Annotated in this window: 14 protein-coding genes; 7 read left to right on the forward strand and 7 right to left on the reverse strand. The window is 34.6% G+C overall.

What is annotated here, in order from left to right; translation table 11 throughout:
• Position 1: 1 nt before the first annotated feature.
• Both IE051_RS11950 and IE051_RS11955 read left to right on the forward strand, forming a co-directional pair.
• On the forward strand, positions 2-745 hold the full coding sequence (locus tag IE051_RS11950) for a succinate dehydrogenase/fumarate reductase iron-sulfur subunit (protein ID WP_189361032.1): 744 nt from the start codon (positions 2-4) through the stop codon (positions 743-745).
• Positions 746-839: 94 nt separating this feature from the next.
• Entirely contained in the window at positions 840-1748 is a 909-nt protein-coding gene (locus tag IE051_RS11955; protein ID WP_189361033.1) for a M28 family peptidase, read from the forward strand.
• On the opposite strand, the gene IE051_RS11960 is transcribed toward IE051_RS11955, so the two are convergent.
• The 4 genes from IE051_RS11960 to IE051_RS11975 form a co-directional block, all read right to left on the reverse strand.
• The gene (locus tag IE051_RS11960) at positions 1745-2869 is read right to left on the reverse strand and encodes an efflux RND transporter periplasmic adaptor subunit (protein ID WP_189361034.1); all 1125 of its coding nucleotides are present in this window, start codon (positions 2867-2869) and stop codon (positions 1745-1747) included. The genes IE051_RS11955 and IE051_RS11960 overlap by 4 nt on opposite strands.
• Before the next feature lie 3 nt (positions 2870-2872).
• Positions 2873-7186 carry a CusA/CzcA family heavy metal efflux RND transporter gene (locus IE051_RS11965; protein ID WP_189361035.1) on the reverse strand — a complete coding sequence of 1438 codons (4314 nt, stop codon included), beginning with the start codon at positions 7184-7186 and terminating at the stop codon, positions 2873-2875.
• A 69-nt stretch (positions 7187-7255) separates the two neighbouring features.
• Complete coding sequence (locus IE051_RS11970; protein ID WP_189361036.1) at positions 7256-7648, reverse strand: hypothetical protein; 393 nt, start codon at positions 7646-7648, stop codon at positions 7256-7258.
• A 35-nt stretch (positions 7649-7683) separates the two neighbouring features.
• Complete coding sequence (locus IE051_RS11975; RefSeq protein WP_189361037.1) at positions 7684-11106, reverse strand: DUF8818 domain-containing protein; 3423 nt, start codon at positions 11104-11106, stop codon at positions 7684-7686.
• 173 nt (positions 11107-11279) lie between these two features.
• On the opposite strand from IE051_RS11975, the gene IE051_RS11980 reads away from it, so the two are divergent.
• The 3 genes from IE051_RS11980 (at position 11280) to IE051_RS11990 (ending at position 14353) form a co-directional block, all read left to right on the forward strand.
• A complete protein-coding gene (locus tag IE051_RS11980) occupies positions 11280-12038 on the forward strand; it encodes an exodeoxyribonuclease III (RefSeq protein WP_189361038.1) in 759 nt (252 codons plus the stop codon).
• A 24-nt stretch (positions 12039-12062) separates the two neighbouring features.
• The gene (locus IE051_RS11985; protein WP_189361039.1) at positions 12063-13025 is read left to right on the forward strand and encodes an OmpA family protein; all 963 of its coding nucleotides are present in this window, start codon (positions 12063-12065) and stop codon (positions 13023-13025) included.
• Between the two features lie 296 nt (positions 13026-13321).
• Positions 13322-14353, forward strand: a complete 1032-nt coding sequence (locus IE051_RS11990; protein WP_189361040.1) for an aldo/keto reductase — start codon at positions 13322-13324, stop codon at positions 14351-14353.
• A gap of 60 nt (positions 14354-14413) precedes the next feature.
• Here IE051_RS11990 and IE051_RS11995 read toward each other — a convergent pair whose 3' ends face one another.
• On the reverse strand, positions 14414-16129 hold the full coding sequence (locus IE051_RS11995; protein WP_189361041.1) for a T9SS type A sorting domain-containing protein: 1716 nt from the start codon (positions 16127-16129) through the stop codon (positions 14414-14416).
• 347 nt (positions 16130-16476) lie between these two features.
• Positions 16477-17841 carry a saccharopine dehydrogenase family protein gene (locus IE051_RS12000; RefSeq protein WP_189361042.1) on the reverse strand — a complete coding sequence of 455 codons (1365 nt, stop codon included), beginning with the start codon at positions 17839-17841 and terminating at the stop codon, positions 16477-16479.
• Between the two features lie 110 nt (positions 17842-17951).
• Here IE051_RS12000 and IE051_RS12005 point away from each other — a divergent pair, with 110 nt between their 5' ends.
• Together IE051_RS12005 and pckA are read left to right on the forward strand one after the other, a co-directional pair.
• On the forward strand, positions 17952-18350 hold the full coding sequence (locus IE051_RS12005; RefSeq protein WP_189361043.1) for a DUF423 domain-containing protein: 399 nt from the start codon (positions 17952-17954) through the stop codon (positions 18348-18350).
• A 61-nt stretch (positions 18351-18411) separates the two neighbouring features.
• Complete coding sequence (gene pckA / locus IE051_RS12010) at positions 18412-20028, forward strand: phosphoenolpyruvate carboxykinase (ATP) (RefSeq protein WP_189361044.1); 1617 nt, start codon at positions 18412-18414, stop codon at positions 20026-20028.
• Positions 20029-20089: 61 nt separating this feature from the next.
• On the opposite strand, the gene IE051_RS12015 is transcribed toward pckA, so the two are convergent.
• A complete protein-coding gene (locus IE051_RS12015; protein WP_189361045.1) occupies positions 20090-20839 on the reverse strand; it encodes a uroporphyrinogen-III synthase in 750 nt (249 codons plus the stop codon).
• Positions 20840-20857 lie beyond the last annotated feature (18 nt).

A 20857-nucleotide genomic window follows, 5' to 3' on the forward strand; every position in this document is an offset into this window, starting at 1 on the left:
TATGAATTTAACACTTAAAATTTGGAGACAAAAAGACGCTTCTGCTAAGGGTCAAATGGTCGATTATAAAGTTAATGATATTTCAGAGCATATGTCTTTTCTTGAAATGATGGATGTTTTGAATGAGCAATTAGTTAATGCTGGAGAAGAGCCAGTAGCCTTTGATCATGATTGTAGAGAAGGTATCTGCGGGATGTGTTCATTGTATATTAACGGAGAAGCTCATGGGCCAGATAGAGGTATTACTACCTGTCAATTGCACATGAGAATGTTTAAGGATGGCGATACTATAACAATTGAGCCGTGGAGAGCAGCAGCGTTTCCTGTAATTAAAGATTTAGTTGTAGATAGAATGGCTTTTGAACGTATTCAACAGGCAGGAGGGTATATCTCAGTAAATACATCTGGAAATACACAAGATGCAAATTCGCTTCCAATTTCAAAACATGCTGCTGATGAAGCTATGGATGCAGCTACATGTATTGGTTGTGGGGCTTGCGTTGCTACTTGTAAAAATTCAAGTGCGATGTTATTTGTTGGTGCTAAGGTGTCTCAATATGCTTTGTTACCTCAAGGACAAGTTGAAGCTGCTGATCGTGTGAAAAATATGGTTGCTCAAATGGACTTAGAAGGTTTTGGGAACTGTACGAATACTGGAGCATGTGAAGTTGAATGCCCTAAAGGGATTTCTTTAGATAATATTGCTCGTATGAATAGAGAGCTAATGAAGGCAGCTATTAAATAGTAAACCTTATATTATAATTTTAAAAACCCATATCCTACGATATGGGTTTTTGTATTTATAATAGCTACCTTTTATTTAGTATATTTAACCATCAATGTTCAAAGTTTTTCTTTTTTTACTGTTAGCCATCCCTATAGGAGCCTTTACTCAAGATAAGGCTTGTGATACCGTCTTATTTTCTGAGACCAACCTGTTAAAACATATTAAATCTTTGTCTTCTGATACTTTTGAAGGACGCCGTACTGGCTCTCAGGGTGGCCTAAAAGCGCAAAAGTATATTATTAACCAATTATACTCTTTGGGAGTCGTTCCCTTGGTGACCGACTATAAACAACCATTTCGGTTTATAGAAAAGGGGAAGCATTATAAAGGGATGAATATTTTGGGTTTTATTAAGGGTACAGATTTTCCAGATGATTATATCGTCATTAGCGCACATTATGATCATGAAGGCGTAAAGCAAGGTGAAATTTTTAATGGAGCCGATGATAATGCCTCTGGTGTTAGTGCGTTATTCAGTTTTGCTGAATATTTTAGAAGTCATCCGCCAAAGCACTCTATAATCATTGCAGCTTTTGATGCAGAAGAGTTGGGTCTCCAAGGGTCAAAATATTTTCTTAAGAGCACCATTTTAAATGCTAAGGATGTGATTTTGAATATAAATATGGATATGATTAGTAGGAGTGATGACAATGAATTATATGTTGTTGGGGCTTCCGATAACAAGATGCTGAAAGCCACCATTCAAGGCGGTATGTATTCTTCAAAAATAAAGCTACTTATAGGACATGATGGTTATGACGGTTTAGAAAACTGGATATACTCATCTGATCATGCTGGTTTTTACAAAAAAGGGATTCCGTTTTTATATTTCGGTGTAGAAGATCATGAAGACTATCATGAACCGACTGATACTTTTGAAAATATACATCCCGAGTTTTATATTGAAGCTGTGAAAACAATTATATTAGTCTTTAATAGAATTGATAATCGGAAGATTTAGTGAATTAACATAAAGCCACCTTTCGTTAATATTTGCTTGCCTTCAAGTACATTGGCATTACTTATTTCAGCATAATGCTCTGTTTGGTTGCCAATATCTACACTTACCTTTTCAAATGCATACGTCTTATTTTTCTTTTCTTTTAAAGCCAATACTACAGATTTGTTACCATCTATTAATATAGCTTCCTTGGGTAAAACTTGAGACTCTGCACTATCTATAACAATTTGAGCCTGTATAAACATGCCAACTATAAAATGATTAGTTGATTCATCTGGAATATGTCCGTGAACTTCAACTATTCTGGAGGTTTTATCTATAGTTGTCCCCACTAGATAGACTTCTGCCTCATAATTTTCACCAGAGGATTCTGGTATATTAAAAATAATATTTTGACCTTTTTTTACGTTCATAATGTCTTTTTCAAAGACAGAAAGTTCTAAATGAATATGTGAGGTATCTACAATTTCTAAAATAACATCTGCAGGAGAAACATACATGCCGCCACTAACATTAACTTTACTAACATCACCTGTTATAGGCGAATAGAGCTGAATTGTAGAACTAATTTTGCCTTGTTTTACCAATTCAGGATTAATGTTAAGCATGCCTAGTTTTTTTTCTAATCCATGATAGTGGGCTAGATTACTTTTGTACATGCTTTCGGCTTTTAGATAGTTTTTCTTGGAGGTAATGTTTTCACTGAATAATTGTTTTTGTCTCAAATATTCTGCCTCCAGATAGTTTAATTGTTCAAACACCTCTAAATATTGTTTTTGTAGTTCTATGAAATCCGGGTTTTCAAGAGTCACTAGACTTTGACCTTTTTTTACTTGGTTGCCAACTAAAAGCGGGGATTTAGTAATATATCCTCCCATAAAGGAACTTATAATGGCTTTGTTTTTAGGAGGTACATCAATGGTTCCAGTAGCTGATATTGTAGAATTAAAAGTGTAAGTGTCTAATTCCCCTAATTGCATATTTTGACTTGTAAATTGCGAGGCACTTACAATAATTTCGGTGGTATTAGAATCTTGGATTGTGGTTGTATTAATAACCTTGTTCGATTTTTTGCAGGCTATAAAAGCACACAGATATAAGAGGATATACAAATATTTCATGTTTTAAAGGATTAGATAGTTAATGGCGATGATGGTTTGGTTATAGCTATTAAGATTTTCAAGGTATGTAAGTTCAATGCTTGTTGCCGTTTCAATACTTTGAATGTATTGAAAGAAATCAATATCTCCTTCTTTAAAAGTTCTCTCCGCTGTTTTTAAGATTTCTTTGGCCAGTTGCCGTCCTTGCTCTTCGTAGTAACTTAATGCTTCTTCATGTTGTTTTAGTGTGGAAAGTAAGACTTTGTATTTTGATTGTAGTCTTATTTTGTAATCTGCTTCTTCTGCTTCGGCCGATTCTAAAGCACGCTTTGAAGCTTTAATTTTTGATGTATTTCCAAAAAACAATATGGGGATTTTAAGTCCGAGCTGATATCCTTTTAAAGACGTATTTAAGGTGCTATTTGAACCTTGAAAATATTCTGCAGTAATATCAGGGAGTAAATTTTGCTTTTCTTTTTGATTCAAAGCTTTATAATATAGATTGGTGTTTTCATATAAGGATAATCCAATATGGTCTTCTAATGTAATGGTATTGAGTTCTAGTTTTTCTAAAGGATTGTCTGCTATAGTTATGGAGTCTTTTTGAACAAGTTTACTTAATTGTTCTTGGGCTAAAAGAACTTCCTGCAGGGCTTGCTTATAGGTGGTTTCTAAAAGCTTTTGTTTAGATTTTGCACTTATCATTTCCAAGTAGTTTGTTTCACCCAATTCAAACCTTCGTCGTGATGCTTTCGCAAACTGTTGATATAAACTATCTAAATATTGGTAAGCTTTGGCCTTGTTTTTTGCATAACTCAATTGTGAGCAGGCTAGAAATACATCATGTTTTAGAGCCTCAACCTTGATTTGATAATAGGATTGATTTACATTGTAATTTGCCGTTTTCACTTTCTTATCACTAAAGTATACTGTTGGAAATCTAAAATCTTGAGCAATTCCGAAAACCTTTAATGGCTCATTATTGATGGCTATATTGTTTTCATCAAAATGATAGTATACTGATGTTTTATCAAAATTAAATGCACTACCAACGCGTGTTTTAGATTCTTCAGTTTTTAAAGCCGTGGCTTTAAGTTGCGCATTATTTTCTAAAGCTATGCTGACAATTTCCTCAGCGCTAAGCGCAACGGTTTGACCCTGTGATGAAATGAACCACAATAAGATTATAAATGAAATGATGTTTTTCTTTTTCATTTTTAAAATAGATTTTTCTTCGTACCATGCATATAAAATTGGTAAAACTACTAAGGTTAATATAGTAGATGTAATTAATCCTCCTATAACAACTGTTGCTAGGGGACGTTGTACCTCGGCTCCTGCGCTTGTAGAAATAGCCATAGGGAGGAAGCCTAAGGCAGCAGCTAGTGCAGTTAAAACTACAGGTCTTAGGCGCTCTGATGCACCTTTTTTTATTAGGGATTCAATGTTTGATATATTAGTTTGTTTTAAATCTTTAAAATGTTCAATCAAAACAATGCCATTGAGAACAGCAATTCCAAAAAGAGCAATAAAGCCAACACCTGCCGAAATACTAAAGGGCATGTCTCTTAGCCATAGTAGAAAAATACCTCCAACAGCAGCAAAAGGTATGGCGGAGTAGACCATCAAAGCCTCTTTTAATGAGTCAAATGCGAAATATAGGAGTGTAAAAATGAGGATTAGAGCAATAGGAACGGCTATGAGAAGTCTCGATTTAGCACTTTGTAAGTTTTCAAATTGTCCGCCATAATTTATTGTATAGCCTATGGGTAATTTTACTTGATTTTTTATGATGGTTTGTACATCATTTACCACCGATTGTAAATCTCTATTTCTTACATTAATACCAACTACAACACGACGTTTGGTGTCATCTCTAGAAATTTTTGCAGGTCCAGTTGAATATTCAACTTGGGCTAATTCTTGTAAAGGTATTTTCATGCCATTGGGTGTGTCTATAAAAAGGCCTTTTAGATTTGCAATATTTTTTCGATGTTCGGCTTCTAACCGAACCACCAAATCAAAGCGTTTTTCACCTTCAAAAACTTGACCTACGGTTTTGCCAGCAAAGCCCATGGCAATGATGTCATTAATATCGGCAATATTCAAACCATAGCGTGCAATTTTGCTTCGGTCATAGGTAACATTCATTTGAGGTAAGCCTTCTATTTTATCAACAATAATATCTGAAGCGCCTTCAACATGCTGTATTAAGGTTTTAATTTCATCTGCTTTACTAGCTAAAACTTTTAAGTCTTCACCAAAAATTTTAATTGCAATATCTGCTCTTACTCCAGTAATAAGCTCATTAAAACGCATTTCTATGGGCTGGGTAAATTCTATTTCCATACCCGGAATTATGGAAAGTGCCTGCTTAAATTTATCCGCTAGCTCGTCTTTAGTTTCAGCTGATACCCATTCATTTTTGGGTTTTAGTTTGATAATAACATCACTTTCTTCCATACTCATTGGATCTGTGGGGACTTCGGCAGCACCAATCCTACTAACTACTTGGTCAACTTCAGGGAAGGATTCGAGGAGTATATTTTCAATTTTTGTGGTGATTTCAATTGTTCGTTCTAATGATGTTCCCGTTTTTAAAACAGGCTGAATCACAAAATCACCCTCGTCTAAGGTTGGTACAAATTCACCGCCCATCCTCATGAAAGTCCAAAAGCTTGTCACTAATAAAAAGGTAGCTATGGCAAGTACTATTTTTCTATTGGCCAATGCCCAATTAATAGTAGGTTTGTATACATAGTTTAAGAGATGCATTATTCTTACCGAGATATTTTTATCACTGTAGACTTTAGGTTTTAGGAATAATGAGGACATCACAGGGACATAGGTTAGGCAAAAAATCATAGCGCCTATTAAAGCAAAACTAAAAGTTAATGCCATTGGTTGAAACATTTTTCCTTCTACGCCGCTTAAGGATAAAATGGGTATGAATACAATAAGGATAATGAGTTGTCCAAAAATGGCTGAGTTCATCATTTTTGAAGCACTTTTTAAAGTTATTTCATCAATTTTTAATTTTTGATTGGTTTTAGAAAGTGCGCCTATTTTTGTTGTTTCCTTGTTAATGGTAATGGCAATAAATTCAACAATAATAACTGCTCCATCAATAATAATTCCAAAATCAATAGCCCCAAGGCTCATTAAATTGGCGTCTATTCCAAAAATATTCATAAGTGATATAGCAAACAATAAACACATTGGAATAACAGAAGCAACTACCAAGCCAGATCGCCAATTACCTAAAAGTAGAACCACCACAAATATGACAATGAGTCCTCCTAAAATTAAATTTTCAGCTACGGTAAATGTGGTTTTGTCAATAAGCTCACTGCGTTCAAGAAAACCATTAATATAGACCCCTTCAGGTAAAACATCTTGAATAGCGGCAACGCGATCTTTTACGGCATTTATGACTTCTTTAGAGTTGCCATCTTTTAACATCATTATTTGGCCGAGTACCTTTTCACCTTCCCCATTTCCGGTAATGGCTCCAAAACGGGTAGCACGTCCTAGGTTAACTTTTGCAACATCTTTAATATATATAGGGATTCCCGCGTTTTTAACGACAATTTGATTAATGTCATTTATTGAATGTACTAAACCTTCACCTCTTATAAAAAACGCTTTATTGGTCTTTTCAATGTATCCACCCCCAGCGACACTATTGTTTTTTTCTAAAGCTTTAAAAATATCTATATACGATATGTTCATGGCTTTTAGTTTTGAGGGATTTATTGCCACTTCATACTGTTTTAAATAGCCACCCCAAGTGTTGACCTCTACCACACCAGGAATGCCAGAGAGTTGCCTTTTTACTATCCAATCTTGAATGGTACGGAGCTCTGTTGCAGAATATTTAGTTTTATAACCAGGTTTTACATCTAATATATATTGGTAAATTTCACCTAATCCCGTAGTAATTGGTCCCATTTCAGGAACACCAAAATTTTCAGGAATTTTCTCAGACGCCGATTTGATTTTTTCAGCAATTAACTGCCTTGGTAGGTAGGTACCCATGTTGTCTTTAAATACTATGGTAACCACCGATAAGCCGAATTTTGAAATAGACCGTATTTCTTCAACCCCCGGAAGATTTGCCATCTCAAGTTCTATAGGGTAGGTAATAAATTGCTCAATATCTTGGGTGGATAAATTTCTTGAAGTGGTAATGACCTGAACTTGATTATTGGTAATATCGGGAACAGCACCAATAGAGATTTGCGTTAGGGAGAAAATTCCGTAACCAACAATAAAAAGCGAAAAGAGTATTATAACAAGCTTATTCTTTAAGCTGAATTTTATGATGTGACTAAGCATAATTCAGTAATGAAAGATTAATAGTTCTATTCAAGGGATTTGAATAGATTAAAAATATGTTCAGGAGAATTATACGGTCTTTGGTGGTTGAAAAACAGAAGGTTTCTCAAAAATGGATGAGGATTCTTTATAGTGAAAATTTAACGGCACCTCTTGGAATCCAAAAGCATGACATTGATAAAGGGGATAAGCATTAAGAATAAAGGCTACGTTGATGCTACACTGCATGTGCTGATGATTTTTAAATGGTAAATCATCATGTTCTTCATGTTCGTTATAATCTGTAGTTACCTGCTCGCTATAATGTTCAATAAGAAACTCTAAAAACGAGTCACCATAAACTTCCTTATGAAATTTGGCATGTTCAATTAACACATCAAGTTTTGAAAAATCTTCTGTGTTAATATTGAAACTTTGTACAAGAATCAATACCGAATATAATATGGCTAAGGCTTTACTCATACCCTAACAAAGCTACGAAAAAATAGGTTAAATAATTAGAAATAAGCTTTTAGCTGTACAGAGCCCGAGTGAATGGTTTTACTTGTTTCCGTTTTTCTTCCAAAGTAACTTAAGTTTAAATCTAAAAATTTGGTAAGTTTTCTTTGCGCTAAAACACTCCAAGTAAAGTTTTTTCCGGGCTGCAGTCCTTCTAATATCTGATAGGCGACAGGCGTATTTGGATTGCCTTCAAACGCATTAGAGTAATAATTAAAAACACCGTTTATAGCACTTTTAGCACCACTTCCCAAAGTGAAAGATGCGCCGTAATTTTGTTGTTTTAATGACTCTTCTTCTCCAATGGTGTTCTGTTTTGAGGTTAACTGATAAAAAACATCAAAACTGGAATTGTCATTAAACAAATACGATAGCTTTGGATTTAAACGGGTTTCGTTTAAGTTGAAATTTTTACTAGTAAAATTCTCACTAACACTTTCATTGGTGTTTAAAGAACCTAGAACATTGATAAGCCAATTGTGTGTGACCTTATGATTGAAATTAAGTTGATGACTACTTAAACCATTTTCTATAAAACCTATTGACAAGACATTTCTTGTTGTGTTTTTTAAGTAGGTGTACGATGTGGTATAACGCTGTTTTCCACGATTGAAAAACAATACATTTCTAAAATTTAATTGTAAACCAAGCAAATCATCTTCATCGCCATTAAATGGATTTAAATTAAACCCATTTCCATCACGTTTTAACTTTCTGTCTACCAAATAACTGGTTTGATTGTAAAAATGTGACCAAAAGCGTTGTTGTTTATTGCTGGAAACAGACCATTGTGCCGGATTAATGGTTATAGTTTGACTCAACCTGTTTTGATGCGTTTTCACGAAAATTCTATTAGGTAAAAGTACCCTAATGAAAGTCCCTTGGTCTTGAAACTGAGCCAATTCAAATTCTTCAAGTTCTTGAATACCATTCCCATTATAGTCAATCCAAGTATAAGCACCTTGCCCTGGTTCTACTTCAACATACGTGAAATCTTGAAGGGGAAGCGTGCCCGAATTGGTTTCAAATACAGTGTTCCATAATACTATTTGTTTAAATAACTTTTGGTTGAATTGAAATCTAGAGTTTAGTGAGTTTTCATCTTGCACATCGGGTTCCTCATTTTTCAAGGTACGGTAATTGGCAAATAGCATTAAATTAGTGTTCTTGTTTCTAATGAGCTGTGATTTTAAATAGATTTGGTTTGAGGAATTTACTTTTTGTAATACATTGTTTCTTAGACTATCATTTATACGGTTTTTATAGCCTACTTCGGCAAATATTTTAGTGCTATCACCAACCCCAACGAAAGCTTCATAGGCAATGAATTTTTGACTTAAATGCGTAAGTGTTTGCGTGGCTAACTCACGTTCTTCATTGTTCTCAAAGGAAATCTTTCCACCTAGCCAGCTTTTATTCATGCCGTAAGTCAGTCGGTTATGCGACCTTGAAAACGCAGAAGTTTTAGTGTTAGATTCAGTGTCTAAAAAACTGGATTTTGAAGAAATAATAAATCGGTTTAGTTTCAATTCACCATTTACTAAATGTCTTTGACCATTAAAGCCCTCGGAGAACTTTAGAAATTGGTACTGATAGTTTATAATGCCTTTGTTTTTATGAGCTAAAGTTAAACCCGAATTCACTAAGATTTGGTCGCCTAATTCACTAGATATTTGGCGACCAGGTGGTTGGTCTAAATTCCAATCTCTACTGAATTCTACATTGTAAAGACCTTCTATATTTCTGTAGTCTGCGCTAACAACATCACCATCTGCAAAGGCGTCTAAATTCCAAGAGTTTTCTTTTTTAATGATATTTTGATTAATAGTTACTTTCCCCGCAAATCCATCATTGTTATCATTATCTATTGATGAGAATTGATTTTGATCATATTTACTGCCAGAAGCTTCAAAAAAGATATTGGTTTTTTCAGTAGGCTTGTATCTTCCATTTACTATGGCTACCTGTAATTTTTTTGGAGCCACTAATTGGATTACAGGAGCAAAGTTTCCTTGATTAGCGCCAACATATTCGTAAATATTATTAATGGCATTAATGCTGCTTAACCTGTAATCGCCCTGATTTTCGCCTAGCAAAGAAAACGTAACGCTGTATAGTTCATCCTCTGGATTATTTGAGAATACAAATACTTCTTCGCCATTTACAAACTCTTTTTTATAGAGTATCCTATTTTGATTGTATTCTTCTCTAATTTCTGAGGGGGCTAACATTTTGCTCGTATCATCGCCTGCATTGGTTAAAATTTCTACCTGTTCATCAGATAAATTTTGTTGTAAAGGTTGGTTTTTAGCATCATTTTCAGAATAAATGGAAACTCCAATATCCAATTTTTTACTTTCATATTGACCACCGCCAAAACCTACAAATCGCGTATAATTTCGTTCTGTAAATTGGTAATCGACAGAAATTCTCATCTCAGATGTAATGGGAAACGTCGCATTAAAAATAATCTCTCCCGCATTATAGTCAATAATGTAATCTTGATCTTCACCACGCCTTGCAACCACGCCGTTCACATAGACAACCTCACTTCCAGAGACGATAAGCACAAATAATTCTCCGTTAGGTCCCTTAAGCTTGTAGGGTCCTTGATTGCCCTCTTGTGCAGTGAATTGATCGGTAGTAAATTGGCCTCGTACAATGGCACCAGCGGCAAACAAACTAGTTTGGGCCTCAGGTTCTCCTAGTTTAATATTGAAATTCAATCCTTGTACACGTTTGGAAAAATTGGAAAAATAAGAATTTGTATTTACCAAATCTATATCTCCGGCTCTTACATTCCAACGGTCACTGAAAAGCTCTATAAATACCTGGTCAAATTCGTCCAAACGTTGCGAATAACCACTTTCTTGTAAAGGAATGTTTGCATCTTGAATAGAGGCGCGTAAAGAAACTTTATTGTCTAGTTTACCTGTAATCTGTAAATCTAATTCACTATTTAAAACTGAGTTTTGATTATTGCCAACCGTAACGCCTCTGGAAATACTCCCAGAAGTGGTTAAGCCATCAAAAGGAATGAATTTTTTTTCTGAGTTTGGCTGTTTTAACTTGTATAAGGTTTGCATATTATCATTGCTCTCAACAATAATATCTTCATCAAGTTGTTGATAAGTTTTAGTTAAAAAATACGGATATTTTAAGTAATAAATTATTAATGAATCGGTTTGAACCGGTTTTTTTAAGGTAAGTATGGCTTTTGAAAAATCTACATGATAATAAGTAGAATCAATAATGGAATTGTCTTTACGCCTTAAAACAAATGCACTCGAATTTATACTAACATTATCAATTTGTATGCTGTCCTTTACCGCAACTTTTTTAGTTCTGTAATTAGATGTCTGACGCTGTGAAAAGCCATAATAGCTAATTAAGAACAAAAAGATATAGGTAAAACGCTTCATCAAGTACTTAAACTGAAAATAGTTTAAAATATTTTATTTAGAATAGGCGATAAATCGGCCTTAAATTAATAGCGTAAAAGTAACGTATTATTTATTTTAGCTAAAATTAGATATGCTATCCTTGCAAACAATCTACGTGATGCAAATAAAGCACCTATTAAATTTAATTGAATATGAAAATTATATCCTATAACGTCAATGGTATTCGTGCAGCTTTAAACAAAGGTTTTCTTGATTGGCTTGTAGCAGCAGATCCTGATGTTATTTGTCTTCAAGAAATAAAGGCTATGAAGGAGCAGTTGGATGTAAGTCTTTTTGAGGATGCTGGATACAAATATCATTATTGGTTTAGTGCTCAAAAAAAAGGCTATAGTGGTGTTGCTATTTTGAGCAAAACAGAACCTAAACATATAGCGTATGGCACGGGGATTGAATCCATGGATTTTGAAGGGCGTAACATTCGAGCAGATTTTGATGGTGTTTCAGTGATGAGCCTGTATTTACCCTCGGGAACTAATGGTGCTCGATTAAATCATAAACTGGAATACATGGATATGTTTCAGGAGTATATTAATGGGCTCAAAAAAGATATCCCAAACCTTGTTATTTGCGGCGATTATAATATCTGTCATGAAGAAATGGATATACATAACCCTAAAATGAAAGGGGTTTCAGGTTTTTTACCTGTTGAACGGACTTGGATAGGACGTTTTATTGAGAATGGTTTTATAGATTCTTTTAGGTATTTAAACCCAGAATTGCAGCAATATAGTTGGTGGAGTTATAGGGCTAACTCCAGGGCTAATAATAAAGGTTGGCGTTTGGATTATGCTATGGTTTCTAAACCTTTACAAGAAAATATTAAAAGAGCCGTTATATTAACTGAAGCTGTACATAGTGATCATTGTCCAATATTAGTAGAAATTGATTAACAACATCATATAAACCCAAATAACATGATTAAAAGAATAGTATTTTCAATAATAACATTGATGTTTTTAACATCTTGTGTTTCTCCTAAAATCTATAAAGATTTAGAAGCAAAATATGCCGATTTAAAAGAAGAAAACAGAAAGCTTGCTGCGGAAAACGAAAACCTTTTAAATACAAAAAATACTGCAGAGAATGAGTTAAAGCAACTTAATGCAGCATATGATGAGGCTGTTGCAGAACGTGATAAATTGCAAGCTGATTATAACGCTACTAAAGCTAATCTCGATAATTTAAAATCATCTTATAATGCCTTAGAAAAAAATAGTTCAGCTGCTATAGCTGCAAATTCACAGAAAAACAGGGAGTTGTTAGCACAACTTGAGGCAAAAGAACAGGCTTTGTCTGCTGAGATAACTAGGCTAGTACAACTTAAAAAAGAACTGGAGGATCGTTCAAATCGTGTAGCAGAATTAGAGGAAGTAATTAGAGCAAAGGATGCTGCTATGACTAAACTTAAAAATGCCATATCAAGCGCCTTAACTGATTTTGAAGGTAAGGGGTTAACCGTTGAACAGCGCAATGGAAAAGTATATGTATCTATGGAAAATAAACTTTTATTCAGCTCTGGGAGTTGGGCTGTGGGTACAGAGGGACGAAGAGCGGTGCAGCAATTGGGTACGGTTCTTGGTGAAAATCCAGACATAGCTGTTTTAATTGAAGGTCATACTGATAATGTACCCTATTCTGGCAATGGTACCTTAACCAGTAACTGGGATTTGTCAACTAAGCGCGCAACGTCAATAGTTAATATTTTAAGAGAAAATAATAATATTATTCCAGGAAATTTAACAGCTGCTGGTCGCGGGGAGTTCGCACCCATCGCCTCAAATGATAATAACCAAGGCAAGGCAAAAAACAGGCGTATAGAGGTGATATTAACACCGAAACTGGATGAGCTATCTAGGTTACTAAATGAAGAACAATAGTATTTAAGATGTTGCACAACTAGAGGTGTTTTGGCATTTTTATATTTGACACTCTGGAGCTTATAAATCTTAATATTTGAATGGATTTCCCTGTTTGTTAGCTTCATGAAATTATTACGATATTTTGTATTACGAGTAATATGATGCTGATGCCATCCAAGAGGTGTAAAAAAACCTTTCAAAGTTTAACAGCTATGAAAGGTTTTTTATCTTTAGCGACTTAGCTTTAGGCAGTCTAATGTTTACTTAAGACCGCGTCTGAATATGTAATAAATTGATAGTTCAATAAAAGAAATATGAAATATACAACCCTACCAAGTACAAATACAAGAGTTAGTAAAATATGCTTAGGTTCTATGACCTGGGGAAATCAAAATACAGAATTAGAGGGGCATGCCCAATTGGATTACGCATTTGATCAAGGTGTGAATTTTATTGATACTGCAGAATTGTACCCAGTGCCGGCAACGGCAGAAACAAGTGGGCGTACTAGTAAGATAATTGGGACTTGGATTAAGAAATCTGGAAAAAGAGATAAAGTCGTTATTGCTTCAAAAATTGCCGGTAGTGGTGACTATACGGCCCATATTAGAACTACAGGTTTCCGTGGGAATTCAATCAAAGGGGCAATAGATGTAGAACTTGAAAGATTACAAACGGACTATATTGATTTATATCAATTGCATTGGCCAGAGCGAGATACGAACCGTTTTGGAGTGCGAGATTATAAATTTGACTCCAAATGGGAAGATAATTTTAATGAAATTTTACATAGTTTGGATAGGGAGATTCAAGCAGGTAGAATTAGAAATGTTGGTATTTCAAATGAAAACTCCTGGGGAACTATGCGCTATTTGGAAGAATCTAAAAAAGATAATTTACCTAGGGTTTCAACCATTCAAAATGCTTATTCTATGTTAAGTAGAACTTTTGAGACTGATCTTGCTGAGGTGTCCTTAAGAGAAAATGTTGGTTTGCTTGCATATTCTCCAATGGCCTTTGGAGTTTTATCAGGAAAATATATTACAGGAAAGGCTGGTGAAAGTACGCGTCTTAAATTGTTTCCAAGATTTTCTCGATATAGCGGAGAACAGTCTACTGAAGCAGCAAAACGTTATTTAAAAATTGCAGAAGCTAATGATCTCAGTTTGGCACAAATGAGTTTAGCTTTTGTGAATCAACAACCATTTGTAACAAGCAATATTATTGGTGCAACTAATTTAGAACAGCTTAAAGAGAATATTGCAAGTATTGATTTGACTTTAAGTGATGACGTTTTAGCGCAGATCAATGAAGTTCATCAAGTTATTCCTAATCCAGCTATTTAATTAGAAAAGGATTGCAAAAACATAAGGGCTGTTTAAAATGACTAGATTTATTTAGGACACTTATTCTTTAATAAACTTTGCAGTATATTTTTCCTGTTTGTTTGATACTTTAATGAAATACGTGCCTGGGGCATAGTCTACAACATTAATTTTATTGTCGTTTTTTAAAGTTTTTTCGTTTATGAGCTGTCCCGTAGAGTTGTAAATTTTTAATAAGCCACTATCGAAGCCATTTATTGTAATTGTATCGTTAACAGGGTTTGGGATTAACCTTGTTGTTTGGTTGAAATTGTTTTTTTTATTATTTAAATCCTTGCTACCTGTTGGATAACCGTTGGTGTCAAATTGAAGGTCGTAATTTATATTTAAATCAAAACGATGTAAAAAATTAGAAGCCCCCTTAACGGTACCCCAATTGTATTTATGTGCTAAGCCCCAATTTATTCCAGTACCAGGATGATTCCCGTTTGGGCCATGAATAGCTGCAATGCCAAGTGCTTCACCAACATTGCTCGTTTTGCCTTTTATTTCAAAATTAACACCATCTTCAGCAAACTGGATGGTATTTTTTTCTGGTCCGTCTAAATGTTGAATAATAGCGATTCCATTTTTATATGGCCACACACTCACCTCGTGTCCTGTATTTGTGATTGGATTGTATTCCGATTTGATGTAAGGACCTTCTGGGTTGTCTGCAATGGCAACTCCCCATTTTATTTCTCTTTGACCACAAAATTTTTCTTCTCCCATGCGCTCGCCTTTGTAATATAAATAGAATTTACCTTTAAAAGGGATTAAACATGGATCGTGAACCTTATGACTATCAAAATCGCCTTTTACTAAAGCTGTATTGTCGGTTTTGTTGGGGTCCCAAACACCATTATTTGTTGGGCTTAAAATTGGAGAATCTAATTTAATAAAGGGCCCAGAAGGAGAATCTGCTATCGCCATGCCCACATTATTTTTAACTCTAAAGACATAAGGGTCTTGAACAACCTGATAGACTAAATAAAATTTGTTATTCCATTCAAATACTTCGGGAGTAAATACAGATCTATCGTCATAAGTACCAGAAGCTCCTCTTTTAACCGCATACCCTTGTTCAGTCCAATTATAACCATCTGTAGATGTTGCATAATACACATCGCAATAATCCCAGGTGAATGCCTTCGCAGATGTTGGGGTTATTCCAGGCTGGTATTTGCCCCAGTCCATATTAAACCAATGGGAAGGGGCTATGGCGCCTTTTGTATAGTATACATAATAGGTGTTCTCTACTTTTATCACTTTGCTAGGATCTCTTCTAATAGCATTGTTCGGATTTCCTAAAGGGCCTAGAATTGTAGACTCTTTGAAGTTTAAATTCCAGTGTTCATCATTTGGGATTTTAGGAGAATTATAGTGATTGCAATCTTCTGCCGTGCCATTATTGCCTATATAATTTTCCCATCGTAATGTTGCAGTACTCTTCACTTTTGGTCTTAATGAAATGGTCATTCCTGATTGTGGTTTGACTTCATGTGCTTCAAAAAACATATGGTTAATGCTATTGTTTAATTCAGCGGTTATTGTTTTGGAATGCGAATTTTGAACTGTAATTGAGAAATGCCCCGAACCATCAGTCGTGTCCAACAAATTATTTTCTAATACACGTACCACAACTCCAGATAAGGGGGTGTTAGTCTTTGCATCGTATACATTGCCACTATAAGTAATTTGTGCAAACAGGCAGAAACTAGGAAAGAATAGTCCTATGTATAATAATTTTAGTTTCATAATTCAATAGTTTGGCAGGTTTGTCGAAGTCAGTTTTTTGAAGACTAACTCCTGCACAAAGTTTGAAATAAATGTGTTTTTTATTGAGGTCAAATACTTGATAATAACTTGACAATTGAATGAAATGAAGGCTTAACTAGCTAAAAAAACTAGACTATTTATTGCTCAACTCAACTTGGTTGTAAAACCATCATTTTTGGTTTTCGTAGAAAATGAGCACCAGTTCATGATGTTTTTAATGCTTTAGTCTTAAGAAGTAGTTAATTTTATGAGATTATCTTACCCTTTTAGTTAGGCTTTTTTATCAAAGGTCGCAGGGGAGCTAGTTTTTCCTAATGAAAGAGGTGTTAATTATTGAGAGGATTATAGCCTAAATAAGGTGTTTTTTTTTCATGAAATATAATACCATGGTTTTGCAATTCTTTTAATATGGGATTATAAATCTCACTAGTAATTGGTATTTGCACACCCGGTGTGGTTATTTTTTTATTTAATATAGCAAGCGTTGCAATAGCTACGGGTAAACCAACGGTTTTCGCCATTGCAGTATAAGTTTGATCTTCACCAATAACAACCATGTTGGCGTCAATTTGATGTTTTTTACCGCCCAGTTCATAGCCGATTTTGTGATACATGACTATCATGTCTTTATCTTTTTCAGAAAGTGTCCAGCTATCCATTAGAATTTTTTGAAGAATTTGAGCTGGGGTGGCTTTTTTTAATTCCACGCGCTTATTGGCATTAAAAAGGTCTAGTTCTATGAGTTTGCTCCAAACAATATCATCTTGATCTATTTTAAGTTGGTGTCTCAATTTTAATTCTACCGAATCAGAATGGCTATAAGGTAAAAAGGCATTTACGAAGTCACGGTAGCTCATGTTTTCACTATCGTCAATAGTATAACTGTCATCCGTCATGCCTAACATGACAAAAATATTCCATGCTCTACTAAATCCTACACGGCGAATGGTGCCGCGGTATAAGGTTTTAACATCGTCTAGGCCATAAATGTTTTGATATTTCAAAGAATCTCTATTGGCATATACTTCAAACCTACCATAGGCGTCAATTTCCAAAAACTCGGTACGTCTAAAAAGTCTGTGGTAGGGGATGTATTTATAAGTGCCTTCCTGTAAAAACTTGGCAGTGCCACCTTGACCAGCTGTAACAACATTCCTTGGGTTCCAAGTGAATTTATAATTCCACAAATTATTATCACTTTCTGGAGCTACCAATCCACCAGTGAAGGACTCAAATAGAATGATTTTACCGCCCTGAGCTCTTATTGAATTAAGAACTTTCATAGCACTCATGTGATCTATGCCGGGATCAACACCTATTTCATTCATTAAGATTAATCCATTTGCCTTAGCTTCCTCATTTAAATCTTGCATTTCCTTACTGATGTAAGACGCTGTAACCATATGTTTTTTTAGTGATACACAAATTTTTGCAACGCCTATATGAAGTCTTGCTGGAAGCATGGAAACTACAATATCTGCATTGTTTATGGCTTCCGTTGTAGCTAATTCATCAAAAACATCTAGTTTTAAAACTTTTGCATTTTTGTGATTGTTAATCATACTTTGGGTATACTGGACGTTTAGATCTCCTACGGTGATGAATAAATTTTCAGAATCCGATTTATCTAATAAATATTTTAGAAGATATGAAGCAGATTTACCAAATCCAATGATTAAAATTTTTCGCATATTTCGTTTAGTTGAGTAGCTTTGTTAGTTCAAGTTCCAAATTGAAACTAATCGTGGTTCACTAAATTACTGAATATTTCAAATGGACCTAAAAAATAATTTAAGTAAATATGAATAGAACTATTTTAATAACGGCGTCCATATTGGGTTGTCTGAGTATTGGGTTTGGTGCTTTTGGAGCTCATGGTTTAAAAGAATTAATTAGTGGACAGGGGCTAAACACTTTTGAGACAGGGGTTAGGTATCAAATGTATCATGCCCTTTTATTACTTTTTGTAGGTAGTACAGATTTTATTAAGACAAGGACTAAAAGGAATATGTATTATTTAATAGTCCTTGGTGTTTTGTTTTTTTCGGGATCTATTTATGGGTTAGCTACAAATAAACTAACAAGTTTCGATTTTAAGACTTTAGGTTTTATTACTCCAATTGGGGGTGTTTTCCTGATTTCTGCATGGGTCCTTATGATTGTTGATTTCGTAAAAAACACCTTTAAAAATAGAGTATAATTACATATTATTTAAAATAAATATTATAATTTTGCATCATTAATAATTGTTATTCGAATTTATGGAAGGTTTTGATCAATTAACTAAAACGATTTCGTTGGAAAATTATGGTATTAAGAATGCTAAAATTAACTATCAATTATCGGCAGAAAAACTTCACGATATCTCTATTGCAAAAGGTCTAGGCAAGGAGGCCTCATCTGGTGCTTTAGCAGTTAATACCGGAGAGTTTACTGGTCGTTCTCCTAAAGACAGGTTTATTGTTAAGGACGAAATTACACAAGATCGTATTTGGTGGGGAGATATTAATATTCCATTTGAAGTACCTGCGTTTAATAAGTTATATGATAAAGTAGTTGATTATTTGTCGAACAAAGAAATATTTGTTAGAGATAGCTATGCTTGTGCCGATCCTAATTATAAGTTAAATATTCGTGTTATAAATGAGTATCCTTGGAGTAACCAGTTTGCTTATAATATGTTTTTAAGACCAACTAAAGATGAGCTTAAAAATTTTAGTCCTGAATGGACTGTGATTAATGCGCCTGGTTTTATGGCTAATCCAGAAGTAGACGGAACCCGTCAGCATAATTTTGCGGTTTTAAATTTCTCAAAAAAAATAGCCCTTATTGGTGGTACAGGGTATACAGGTGAAATTAAGAAAGGGATATTTTCAGCTTTAAATTTTATACTTCCGGTATATAGGAACACCTTGCCTATGCATTGCAGTGCCAACATTGGGAAGGATGGAGATACTGCAATATTTTTCGGGCTTTCGGGAACAGGAAAAACAACACTCTCTACAGATCCCAATAGAAGTTTAATAGGAGATGATGAACATGGTTGGACCAATGAAAATAACGTTTTTAATTTTGAAGGTGGTTGTTATGCAAAGGTCATTAACCTTTCAAGAGATAATGAACCTGAAATCTATGATGCGATAAAAAAAGGAGCCATCTTGGAAAATGTTATTTTGGATGAACATGGTCATGTAGATTTTTCAGATACGTCAATTACACAAAATACTAGGGTTAGTTACCCCTTGAATCATATTGAGAATATTCAAGTACCATCTATTGGAAAGAATCCAAAAAACATTTTTTTTCTAACAGCAGATGCCTTTGGCGTATTGCCTCCAATTTCTAAATTAACACCAAGCCAGGCAGCTTATCATTTTATATCTGGTTATACAGCAAAAGTTGCTGGTACTGAAGCTGGGGTGGTAGAGCCGGTGCCTAGTTTTTCGGCTTGTTTTGGAGCGCCATTTATGCCGTTACACCCTTCAAAGTATGCCGAAATGTTAAGTAAAAAAATGACTGATGCCGGAGTAAATGTATGGTTAATTAATACGGGCTGGACTGGAGGTGCCTATGGTGTAGGTACTCGAATGAAACTGAAATATACTCGCGCCATGATTAATGCGGTTTTAAATGGAGATTTGGGCTTGTATAATTATGATGATTACCACATACATTCTGTTTTTGGTGTAGCGCAACCAAGAACTTGTCCGGGTGTCCCAACCAGTGTATTGAGCCCACGAGCCACATGGAAGAATGATAAGGCTTACTATACTACGGCGTTCAAATTAACCAATGCGTTTAGAGAGAATTTTAAAAAATTTGAAGCCCATTGTACTGAAGAAATTAGACGAGGCGGGCCACAACGTTATGCGTTTTAAAAAAAAACAAAAGGGTGATTCTATAGAATCACCCTTTTGTTTTTTGATTATAATTTTATAATTATTTTCCTTTATTTACCTTTTCAATGTATTTTTCTAGAGCCATTGTCATAGAAGGTGTTTCTGGTGTAGGCGCAGAAATATCCACTCTTAATCCTTTATCTTGTACAGCCTTAATGGTTGTGTTTCCAAAAACAGCAATGCGGGTTTCTTTTTGTTCAAAATCAGGAAAGTTTTGAAATAAAGATTCTATTCCTGAAGGGCTAAAAAACACTAAAACATCGTAAGATACATCGGCTAAATCAGACAAGTCACTTACCACTGTTTTGTAAAAAGTGGCTTGTTTCCAATCAACACCTAATCCATTTAAAATCTCAGGAACTGCAGGTTTTACTTTATCTGTATTTGGAAGTAAGAATTTTTCGTCTTTATATTTTTTAATTAAAGGCGAAAGTTCAGCAAACGTTCGTTTCCCAACATAAATTTTACGTTTTCTATATACAACGTATTTTTGTAGGTAGTAAGCAACAGCTTCAGACTGACAAAAATACTTCATAGAGTCAGGAACTTTGAAACGCATTTCCTCTGCTATTCTAAAAAAATGATCAACTGCATTCCTACTGGTCAGTATAATGGCAGTGTAATTATTCAAATCAATTTTTTGATGCCTAATTTCTTTAGCCGCCACACCTTCAACATGAATAAAAGGTCTGAAGTCTATTTTTACGCGTTGTTTTTCTATTAAATCGAAATAAGGCGAGTTTTCTATTTTAGGTTCTGGTTGAGAGACTAAAATCGTTTTCACTTTCATAGGCGCTAGTAGTTTGTT

This window comes from Algibacter mikhailovii (genome assembly GCF_014651495.1).
In the GTDB taxonomy this organism is placed as follows: Bacteria; Bacteroidota; Bacteroidia; order Flavobacteriales; family Flavobacteriaceae; genus Algibacter_E; species Algibacter_E mikhailovii.

Coding starts and splice junctions, on each gene's coding strand:
- IE051_RS11950 (WP_189361032.1), top strand. CDS start 2: ATGAATTTAACACTTAAAATTTGGAGACAAAAAGACGCTTCTGCTAAG.
- IE051_RS11955 (WP_189361033.1), top strand. CDS start 840: ATGTTCAAAGTTTTTCTTTTTTTACTGTTAGCCATCCCTATAGGAGCC.
- IE051_RS11960 (WP_189361034.1), bottom strand. CDS start 2,869: ATGAAATATTTGTATATCCTCTTATATCTGTGTGCTTTTATAGCCTGC.
- IE051_RS11965 (WP_189361035.1), bottom strand. CDS start 7,186: ATGCTTAGTCACATCATAAAATTCAGCTTAAAGAATAAGCTTGTTATA.
- IE051_RS11970 (WP_189361036.1), bottom strand. CDS start 7,648: ATGAGTAAAGCCTTAGCCATATTATATTCGGTATTGATTCTTGTACAA.
- IE051_RS11975 (WP_189361037.1), bottom strand. CDS start 11,106: ATGAAGCGTTTTACCTATATCTTTTTGTTCTTAATTAGCTATTATGGC.
- IE051_RS11980 (WP_189361038.1), top strand. CDS start 11,280: ATGAAAATTATATCCTATAACGTCAATGGTATTCGTGCAGCTTTAAAC.
- IE051_RS11985 (WP_189361039.1), top strand. CDS start 12,063: ATGATTAAAAGAATAGTATTTTCAATAATAACATTGATGTTTTTAACA.
- IE051_RS11990 (WP_189361040.1), top strand. CDS start 13,322: ATGAAATATACAACCCTACCAAGTACAAATACAAGAGTTAGTAAAATA.
- IE051_RS11995 (WP_189361041.1), bottom strand. CDS start 16,129: ATGAAACTAAAATTATTATACATAGGACTATTCTTTCCTAGTTTCTGC.
- IE051_RS12000 (WP_189361042.1), bottom strand. CDS start 17,841: ATGCGAAAAATTTTAATCATTGGATTTGGTAAATCTGCTTCATATCTT.
- IE051_RS12005 (WP_189361043.1), top strand. CDS start 17,952: ATGAATAGAACTATTTTAATAACGGCGTCCATATTGGGTTGTCTGAGT.
- pckA (WP_189361044.1), top strand. CDS start 18,412: ATGGAAGGTTTTGATCAATTAACTAAAACGATTTCGTTGGAAAATTAT.
- IE051_RS12015 (WP_189361045.1), bottom strand. CDS start 20,839: ATGAAAGTGAAAACGATTTTAGTCTCTCAACCAGAACCTAAAATAGAA.